General features: G+C 62.6%; 7 protein-coding genes. 1 reads left to right on the top strand and 6 read right to left on the bottom strand.

What is annotated here, in order from left to right; all coding sequences use genetic code 11:
* Positions 1-729: 729 nt before the first annotated feature.
* From AC57B6_RS18085 to AC57B6_RS18075, 3 genes are all read right to left on the bottom strand, one after another.
* Positions 730-2,133: a methyl-accepting chemotaxis protein gene (locus tag AC57B6_RS18085; protein ID WP_030103031.1), complete on the bottom strand. Its 1,404-nt coding sequence runs from the start codon at positions 2,131-2,133 to the stop codon at positions 730-732.
* A gap of 321 nt (positions 2,134-2,454) precedes the next feature.
* On the bottom strand, positions 2,455-3,453 hold the full coding sequence (locus AC57B6_RS18080) for an alpha/beta fold hydrolase (protein WP_496421817.1): 999 nt from the start codon (positions 3,451-3,453) through the stop codon (positions 2,455-2,457).
* Positions 3,454-3,536: 83 nt separating this feature from the next.
* Complete coding sequence (locus AC57B6_RS18075) at positions 3,537-5,027, bottom strand: flavin-containing monooxygenase (RefSeq protein WP_496421816.1); 1,491 nt, start codon at positions 5,025-5,027, stop codon at positions 3,537-3,539.
* A gap of 145 nt (positions 5,028-5,172) precedes the next feature.
* On the opposite strand from AC57B6_RS18075, the gene AC57B6_RS18070 reads away from it, so the two are divergent.
* Entirely contained in the window at positions 5,173-5,862 is a 690-nt protein-coding gene (locus AC57B6_RS18070) for a TetR family transcriptional regulator (RefSeq protein WP_030103034.1), read from the top strand.
* 98 nt (positions 5,863-5,960) lie between these two features.
* Here the strand turns inward: AC57B6_RS18070 and AC57B6_RS18065 are convergent, their stop codons facing one another.
* The 3 genes from AC57B6_RS18065 to AC57B6_RS18055 all read right to left on the bottom strand — a co-directional run bounded on the left by AC57B6_RS18065 (position 5,961) and on the right by AC57B6_RS18055 (position 8,991).
* Positions 5,961-7,139 (bottom strand): tetratricopeptide repeat protein, encoded by a 1,179-nt coding sequence (locus AC57B6_RS18065; RefSeq protein ID WP_144194921.1) that lies wholly within the window; start codon positions 7,137-7,139, stop codon positions 5,961-5,963.
* A gap of 112 nt (positions 7,140-7,251) precedes the next feature.
* The gene (locus AC57B6_RS18060; protein WP_028200657.1) at positions 7,252-7,932 is read right to left on the bottom strand and encodes a PspA/IM30 family protein; all 681 of its coding nucleotides are present in this window, start codon (positions 7,930-7,932) and stop codon (positions 7,252-7,254) included.
* Positions 7,933-8,376: 444 nt separating this feature from the next.
* On the bottom strand, positions 8,377-8,991 hold the full coding sequence (locus AC57B6_RS18055; protein ID WP_030103036.1) for a hypothetical protein: 615 nt from the start codon (positions 8,989-8,991) through the stop codon (positions 8,377-8,379).
* Positions 8,992-9,261: the final 270 nt, after the last annotated feature.

The raw sequence follows: 9,261 nt of genomic DNA, 5'->3' as shown, positions 1-9,261 counted from the left end.
ATGCGCAACGCCAGTCCTGTCGTCCGGTCCGTTCGGTCACGTTCCCGAAACGGTCGGTCACGTTGCCGAAATCGCCGGTCACGATCCCGAAACGGCCGGTCACCTTCGTCCGAAATACGCACCCGACTACCTGTCAGATCGAGTCCAGGCTAATACAGTGCATCTGGAATCTGTCGCCTCGCACACTCCGCCTCAGTGACAAGGCAGTCATACCTCCGGCGGCGCTGCGCGCGCCGATACCCCGTTCACAACACCGTTGGTCGCGTTTCGTGGTCCAGCCGAAATTGACGCGGGGGCGACCTCAAAACCCAGGATATTGGCGCATTCGGCGCCTCGCCGAGGCGCAGCCGATGGCCCCCGCTGCGCGAAACGAAGCCCCCAGGTTTCCCAAGCAGACCCGTCCGCGACGCACGCAGTGCGGAGTGGGAGCTGATGAGTCCTTTGTCAACGGCGCGGAGTGTGCGGGGGCACAGATTCCAGATGCACCACTACCGTGGCTGCGCGGGGGACCCGCTTATGAGCTGGCGGTGTGAGCCGCTTTCTTTTGCCTACTTTTCTTTGCGGCAGGCAAAGAAAAGTAGGTGCCGCCCCGCACAGGGGCAACGCTAATAAACCACTAACAAAGCAAGGAAAGGCCAAAAGACCAACAACAGAACAGACCACGAACACAGCAAAGGCAACGCCCAAAATCCAGCTCAACACCCCCCGCCGAACAGGCAAAAAAAACCATCAAACCTTATACCCAACCCGCACCGCACCCCAATGCCGCCCGGCAACAAACACAGGCGCCGACGCATCCTTCATCAAAACAAACTGCCCGCCACCCATATCGCGCCGATACGTCTGCAGCAAAAACTTTTTGACATGCGACGCAGCCGCAATCCCGGTACGATCATCGAACATCCGCCGATTCCGGCAATTCGCCATATTCCAGACCACATCGTCGCGCTGCGGCAAAGAAAACTTCAGATTATGCGTAGGCAAATACCCGCGCACGTCCACAGCAGCGCAAAACGCAACACGTGGATCAAGCCCGAGTAAAGGCTCCTGAATCGCAGGCAGAACCCGATCGGTAAAAGCAGTAAACCGCGTAACAAACTGAGCCGGATTGCTCCCGGCAACAGGCACATACTGCTGATCGAACAGATCCTCAATCGACACTTCACCGCGAGCAACAGCCGTCTCAAACACCTTGCCCACCGCGGCCGCGGCCCGCTGCACGGCTTCGATAAACGGCGTATCCGTCGTCTCCACCCCGGTGGCCGCGGTCAGTTCGATCAACGTCTCGGATACGCCGAGCAAATTCCCCAGCCGGTCCTTCGCCTGGACGAAGTTCTCGCTCGAATCCTCGACCCCGCTCGCCATCTCCAGCACCTGAGCCTCAAGCCCGTTGCATTGCGTCTCGATCTCGCCAGTCAGCGCGGCGATTTGCCCAGCTTCGTCGTTGAGCTGCGTAATCGCATCGCCCGTCGCATGCACGACGTCACCGATCTTGCGGGTGCCCTCACGAACCCGGTGCGCACGCGCCGTATTCATCGAGCCTTCGCTGATCAACTGCTCGGTCTGCTGAGTGAGCTGTGCCAGCGTCGTTTCGATCTGGCCGGTCGCCTGCGCGGTCTTCGCCGACAGGTTCTTCACCTCGGCTGCCACTACCGCGAAACTCTTGCCGGAGTCGCCGGCGCGCGCAGCTTCGATCGCGGCATTGAGCGCCAGCAAATGCGTCTGACGGGCGATCAGCGAGATCTCCTCAGAGACGCGGCTCACATGCGCCAACGCACTGCGCAGCGCGCCAATCTGGCTCTCGATCACCGTCACGCCTTCCACCAGCCCGTGAATGTCGGCGAGCGACGCCTCCAGCGTCTGCTGCGACTCCTGCACACCCGTTGCGGCGCCGGCCGACACGCTGCGCATGGCGCGCGCGGCGGTGGCAATGCGATGATTGCCCGCGAGCGTTTGCGCGGCCGATTCGCGCAGGGCGCGGCAGACCTGCGCCTGATGCTGCACGCGAGCGGCCACTTCTTCGACGTGGCCCGATACGTCGCAGATCTCGATTCCCAGTTTGCCCGCTTGCGCGGCAATATCGCCGACGACCGTTTGTGAACGGCCGGCCCGGCGAAAGCTGAAACGCGTCATGCTGGTCTCCTTGATGGCGCGGTGGGGTAGGGTCGGTTCGCGCGGTCACCGTTTGCGGATGCCGCGTCTTCTCGCATGTTTACGGCGCGCTTTCTGTCGACTTGATGCGGGGTATCCCGCAGTCGTTATGATGTGCACTCGCCGTACCAACCCGCCGCCACTCATTTCTCACCAGCCAACCATGATCGACTCTTTCGCACGCGTTTCCGGCTGGCAGCAGCTCTATCACCTGTGGGAACTGATCGTGATGCTCTGCAAATTCCTTTGGGGACTGCTGCGCCTGCTCGGAGGCGGTTGAGCGCGCAGCGTGCAAGCGAACGGTCAGACCGGCGCGCGGCGGCTGTCCCCAGTGTCCGGAGCACGCTCGGCGCTCGTGTCGAGAAACGCGCGCAGATCGGTCATTACGCGCTCGGGCGCCTCTTCCATCGGAATGTGACCGAGTCCTGGATACATCACCGATTTCGCACCGGGAATGCGGCTCGCAAACTCGGCCGCGTGCGCAGGAGGGATCCAGCGATCCTTCGCTCCCCACAGCACCAGTGACGGCACCTTCAGCGTCTTCAGCACATTAGTGTCGATATCCTTGAAATCGAGCGTCGGCACCATCTTGCCGATCGCCGCGCGCGTGCCTTCGCCGTGGAAGAATTCGACGTAACGCCGCAGCGTCAGCGCATCGATCTTGCGCGGATCGCCGTACACGTTGCGCACCGCGCTCTTGATAATGGCTTCGGGCAACCACCACGGCGAACTGACCCGCACTAGCGCACTATTGAAGAGGCCGATGTAGATCGGCAGTTTCATCGGAAATCCGGCCGAGTCGATCAGGACGAGCCGCTCGACGGCCTCGCGATGGCGCACCGCGTAATCCCACGAAATCAGGCCGCCGAGCGAGTTGCCGATCAGCGTCGCGCGCGAGATGCCGAGCGCCTGCATGAACGTGTCGATGAAACGCCGGTACGTGGGCAGGTTCATCGTTTCGATCTCGCCGGTGTTCGAGCGCAGCGGTCCGGTCACGCCGAACGGCGGCAAATCGAGGCGGATCACGCGACGCTCGCGCTTGAGTTCGTCAGCGACGCGATTCCACGTATGCAACGACGAGGCGAAACCGTGAATCATCACGATCGTATCGCCGCTGCCTTCGTCGACGTAGTGCACGTCGGCGCCCATGATCTTGACGAACTTCGAGCCGCTTTGCGTATAGCGCCGCTGTAACTCGGTGCGCGGCACACTGGTGATGCCGAGGCGCGCGGCGAGCGAGCGGGGCGGCAGTGGCGCGGTTGATGCTGGTGTTCCGGGCGTTGCGGATTCGATGCTTGCCATGATTGTTGTCTCCCTTTAGTTTGAAGCAGATCGTCCCAGCGTCATCGGTCTCGCGAGCAGCCTCTCAGCCCCCGCACGCCGCTTTAAGGCGCGAAGCGATAATCGTGCGGCCGCACACGCCGCGTGCGTTTGCGAAAACTGAATGTGAAACCCGGCCACAACGCCGTGACCTTGCCGCTCTTCGTCTGATACCAGCTATGGCAGCCGCTAACCCACACGGAGTGCTGCATCTGCTTTTGCAGACGTTCATTGAATTCGCGTTGCACGTCCGCCCGCAGGTTCATGGTGCGAGCCTTGCGTCGGCGCAGCACGCGCAGGCAATCGGCGATGTACTGCACCTGCGACTCGATCATGTAGATCATCGAGTTATGACCGAGGCCGGTATTCGGGCCGACAATCATGAAGAAGTTCGGGAAATTGGCGACACTGGTGCCTAGATACGCCTCCGGTCCGTCGCGCAGCCACGTCGCGCCAAGATCCGCGCCGTCGAGGCCGCTCACCTCGAATGGCGCGCCCACGTCGTTGACCTGGAAGCCGGTGCCGCAGATGATCGCGTCGACCGGGTGGTGCGCGCCGTCGTCGGTCACGATGCCGTCGGCGACGATTTCGCGAATGCCGGTCGTCACCACGTCGACGTTCGGCTGGCAGAGCGCCGGATAGTAGTCACTCGACAGCAGCACGCGCTTGCAGCCGAGCCGGTAGTTCGGCGTCAGCCTGGCGCGCAGCGCGGGGTCCTTGACGCGCCGCTCCAGATAGCTCATGCCGAACTTCATCGGCAACTTCATCAGTTTCGGATTGACGACGAACGCCACCGCGCGCGATTCAAGTTGCCAGTAGATCGCGTTGCGCACGAAGCGCTGCGTGAACGGCAGATGGCGGAACAACCATCGCGCGCGCGGACCGACCGGTTTGTCCGGCTTGGGCATGATCCATGGCGCGGTGCGCTGGAACAGTTCGAGTCGGGCGACGCGTGGCTGGATCTGCGGCACGAACTGGATTGCGCTGGCGCCGGTGCCGATCACCGCAACGCGCTTGCCTTCGAGCGGGTAGTGGTGGTCCCAGCGCGCCGAATGAAACAGTTTGCCTGCGAAACGTTGGAGCCCCGCGATTTGTGGCATGGCCGGCCGCGATAACGGGCCGCTCGCCGCGATCACCACATCGGCCTCGATGTTTTCGCGTGTGCCGTTCGAGTCGATCCCGACTTGCCAGGTTTGCCGCGCTTCGTCGAAACGGGCCGAGACCACGCCCGCATTGCAACGCACATAGCGATCGACGCCATATTTGCGCACGCAATGCTTGAGGTAAGCGAAGATCTCCGCCTGGCCGCCGAACGCGCGCGACCACGCCGGATTCGGCTCGAACGAAAACGAATATAGATGCGACGGTACATCGCAAGCCGCGCCGGGGTAGGTGTTGTCGCGCCAGGTGCCGCCAATATCGCCGGCTGCCTCGTAAATCGTGAACGACGTGATGCCCATCTGCAGAAGGCGGATCGCCATGCCGATGCCCGCAAATCCGCTGCCTACTATGGCAATGCGTGGCGCGGCGGGTTGGGCGGATGAAGCAGGCGTCACGGCGGATCTCCGGGGTAGACAGAATCAGGGTGTCTACATATGTCTACACCCGCATAACGCGCAGGGTAGACAACTGTACACTTCGCGTCAAGATCGTTTAGAGTACGACTATTAAACGCGCGAACCGCGCTTTGACTGAAAGCTCATGAACTCCGTACCCAAAGCGGCATCGGCCGCCGACCATGGCTCGGTTGCCGGGCAGGATCTTGCGCCCGGCAAGCGCAAGCTGATCGAAGCCGCGTTGCGTCTGACCGCAGGCGGACGCAGCTTTGCAAGTCTGGGTCTGCGCGAACTGGCGCGCGAGGCGGGGCTGAATCCCAATACGTTCTATCGCCACTTCGACACGCTCGACGACCTCGCGCGCGAGGCGGTCGAATCCGTGAGCCGCCGCTTGCGGCCGATGCTGCGGCGCGAGCGCTGGCTGGCCGCGCACGACGAACCGCAAAGCGTGCCGCGTCGTGCGTGTGTCGCTTTTTTTGCGTTTGCACTGGAGAATCGGGAGGCGTTTCTGAGCGCGCTGGTCGAGTATCACGGCACCTCGCCGGCGCTGCGGGAAGCGGTGCGGGCGAACCTCCACGAGGTGTCGGCAGAAATGGCGGACGATGTCGTGCAACTGGAGTTGATGCCGACGCTCACGCGCGCCACCGTCGACGAAGTCTGCACGCAGATCGTGCTGCAGTTGTTCCATCTGTCAGCGGAGTACATCGACGGGAACGGTGCGCGCCGGGAAGCGCTGGTCGCGTATGCGGAGCGTTTCATTGTCCGGCTGTTCGCGGGTTCGGTGCTGCTGGCGCAGCATGAGCCGGTGAGGGCGTCTGCGGCAGTGGGGGCATGACGAGCCTAACGGAAGAATCGACATAAAAAAACAGGCTCCGTACAGGAGCCTGTTTTCATTGCAGCTTGAGAGCGGTATTTCGAGCAGCGTTCAGCTGCTCAGGTGTCGCTCCAACTGCTGGAATCGTCGTTGCTGCCCAGGTCGACGCCACCGCCGCTGTTGTCGTTCCAGTCGTTCGAGCCCTGGCCGAAGTCGAGACCGCCGCCATTGCCGCCGTCGCCACCGCGGCGGCGCGTTTCGTCGTCGACGATCACGTCACGTTCCACGACGCGATCACGCCCGGAATTCAGCGCCTCGCCAAGCAGTACGCCGGTCAGCAAACCGCCCATGCCGCCGCCGAAACCGCCGCCGCCTTGTTGCACGATGACCTGCGGCTGCTGCTGATACGGTCCTTGCTGCGGATAAGGCTGCGGCGGGTTGCCGAAACGTTCGGCTTCCTGTGCATACGGCGACTGTTGTGTGCTGGCGGCCGGTGTGGCATAGGGATCGGGCCGCCCGTCGGCGCGGGCGCGCATGCTGCCGATGCGCTGCTCCAGTTCGTCGAGCTGATACGGCGGCACCGGATTCTTGCCGTTCGACAGCGTTTCGACGAGACCGCGCAACTGTTCTTCGGTCGATTCGACTTCTTTCTCCAATGCCTCATGACCTTGCACGGTGGAAAGCTTCACGTCGAGCTTCAACGAGCGCACGGCGTTGAGCATCTCGGTCGCACGCTTGAGTTGCACGCGGCGATCATCGTCGGCGCGCGAATCGTCTTGCGAGCGGGCGCGGCGCAAGGTCCAGCGCAGCACCAGTGCGATCACGCCGATCAACAGAATGATGCCGACCCACATGCCGATGCCGGGGCCATGCCGTTGCGGCGCCTGCGGCACCATCGCGGACTGCTGCACGGCCGGCGAATTCTGCTGCACGAACGGGTTGGCTGCGCGGTTCGTGGTGTTGCCACCGGCCTGTTCAGCGTTTTTGCGGATCCGCGCTTCGGTTTGCGCGAAGCGGGTCGGATCGGTGAAGCGGATTTGTGGATCGAGTGTCTTGGCCTGTTGCACCTGGGCGAGGGCGTCGGCATAGCGGCCTTCGCGATCGAGCACCTGGCTGTACAGGTAGTGCGCGCGGGCATTGTTCGGATGCGCCTGCAACACTTCACTCAAACCGGCATCGGCTTGCTGCCAGTTGCCTTGCGACATGGCGGATTCGATCTGCTGGACCGTCGGCACAGCAAACGCCGCAGCCGATACGAACAGCAGCGACGCGAACACGCTTGTGAGAAACTTTTTCATTTGCGGACCGGGTGCGATGCACCCGTCTCCTTCAGTTGATACCGGCGGCCGGCGTATCCGGCGGCCGGCACACCGGCTGCGTGACGGCCACCGGTATTTGCTGCTGATGCGATCACTGCGCCGGCGTGTTGAGCTGCTTCTTCAACGCTTCGAGACGATCTTCAACGGACGGACCGCGGTTTAGATCCGCGAGCTTGTCGTCGAGCGCCTTGCCGCTCTTCACGTCAGCCGAATTCAGGCGCGCGTCGGAACGGGCATTCGACAATGCAACCTTGTCTTCCAGCTTCTGGAAATCTTCAGACAGATTCTTGCCGCCGATGCCGCCCAGCGCGGTGGCCGCAACATCTTTGGCCTGAGCGATCTGCTGCTTGGCTTGCAGAATATTCGAGCGCGCGTTCAGGTCGTTACGACGGCCACGCATGTCGTCGATCTGGCTCTTCAACTGCGCAACCGACGGCTCCAACGTAGTCAATTCCTTCGCCAGCGCATCGCGCTCGGCTTCGGCCGTGGCTTGCGCGCCGAGGGCTTCGCGCGCGAGCGCTTCGTCGCCGGATTGCAGCGCGCGCTTCGCGCCGTCTTCGTACTTCTTCGCCTTGTCGGCGGCAACATCGCGCTTGCTTTGTTGCGTGGCGACTTGCGCCTGAATCTCGATCAGCGAGTTCTCGGCTTTAGCGATGCTCTCGTCGAGTTCGCGCACAATCTGGCGTGAATCACGCGACGGATCCTGCACGGAATCGGCTGCGTCGTTCAGGAGACCTTTAAGCGTGCGCGAAATGCTGTCAAAAAGCGACATGAAAACCTCCAAAGAATGAAATCGGCGCTGAATAATTCCCACGCGCTTTAACTGCTTTCCGATACTACTTTACGCCGCTACGCGAGAAGCTGCGCAACGTTCGGACCGGATTTCGGGGCGCGCTCGCCGATTGCAATAGCGGCGCGATAAATTTACGGTTTGCAACCGATTTACACATTGCGTCAGCGGTTAAAACGCGCGGCGAGTCATTCAGCCGTCCGCGGATATTACACCACGCATTCTCTTAAAACCCCCTTAAAGGGCGCGATGACGCCAGCGCTTCCATTTGTATTCTGGCATCCATGCGGCGGGCATTCGAGCAACGAGTGTCGGTGCGGCGAGTGTCGCGGATGTGAACGGGCGTGCCAGGAGCGGCTTGCCTGCCTCGAGCGGTAACGTGCCGATGCGCGGCGGATCGGGTTGTTCGATTGTCAACCTGTGCTTTTATGCGAAGCGGCCGCCTTCCGTGCTGGGGTCGCCCTGAGGATCGTCTTCGTCGCGCACGGCCCTGACACGCGGACGTTTGAGCGCGTTGCGCACCTGCGCTTGCATGTCGTCCGGTTGCTGCGCCGAGTCCGCAACGGACGCCGCTTTGGCCGCAGTGACGCGCGCCACCGCTTCGGCGGCCGCGGCGGCTTCGATTTCCTCGGCGGTGGCGGTGAGCGCGGCCAGTACACCGGCCGGCAGTAACGGCCCGGGGCTTCCGCCTGCGGGTGTACCTAATAATTCATTCGCCTGCGCTGCCGCCGCGCCGTCCGCCGATACGGCAGACTCGTTGTCACCACGGGTTCGCAGGGCAGGCGGGAGCGCCGCCCGTGCGTTGCGCGTGCCTTGTGCGACGCGCTGCAGCGCCGCGTCGAGCGCGTCTGGCGCGCGCGGTGCTCGTAGCCGGTCGACGATGCCGGCCGCTTTCACCTGCTCGCTGGTCGCGCCAAAACTTAACACCGCGCGCCGCATCAGTTCGCTGACGCTAATGCCCAGATCGTCGGCGATGGCGGCGATCGCGCGTTTCTGAGCGGTCGTGACGAATACGACGATGCGTTCGCTGGGCTTGTTCATGGTCGGCTCGCATACTTGTTGGCATTGGCGATTCAGGGTGTGTTTCTGGCGTACGCCGTCGCGCGCGCCGTTGACGACCCGCGCGCCGAGTCCATCATATGACGAGTTGCGCCGATGCGGAACGGGCGCAACGTGAAAATCCCGTGACATCAACGAGTTGTAGCGTTTCCGGCGGGCTTGTCCACAGGCCTTTCAACAATTTCTGTTGATAACCCTGGCGGGCCGCGCCGGGCGCCTGTCCGCTTGCTCAGGACACCCGCTGTTGCGCCT

Source organism: Paraburkholderia sp. BGA-UO-ETr-F12 (assembly GCF_059567945.1).
Note: the sequence above shows the minus strand (reverse complement) of the source record. Positions and strands in the feature narration are given on the sequence as shown.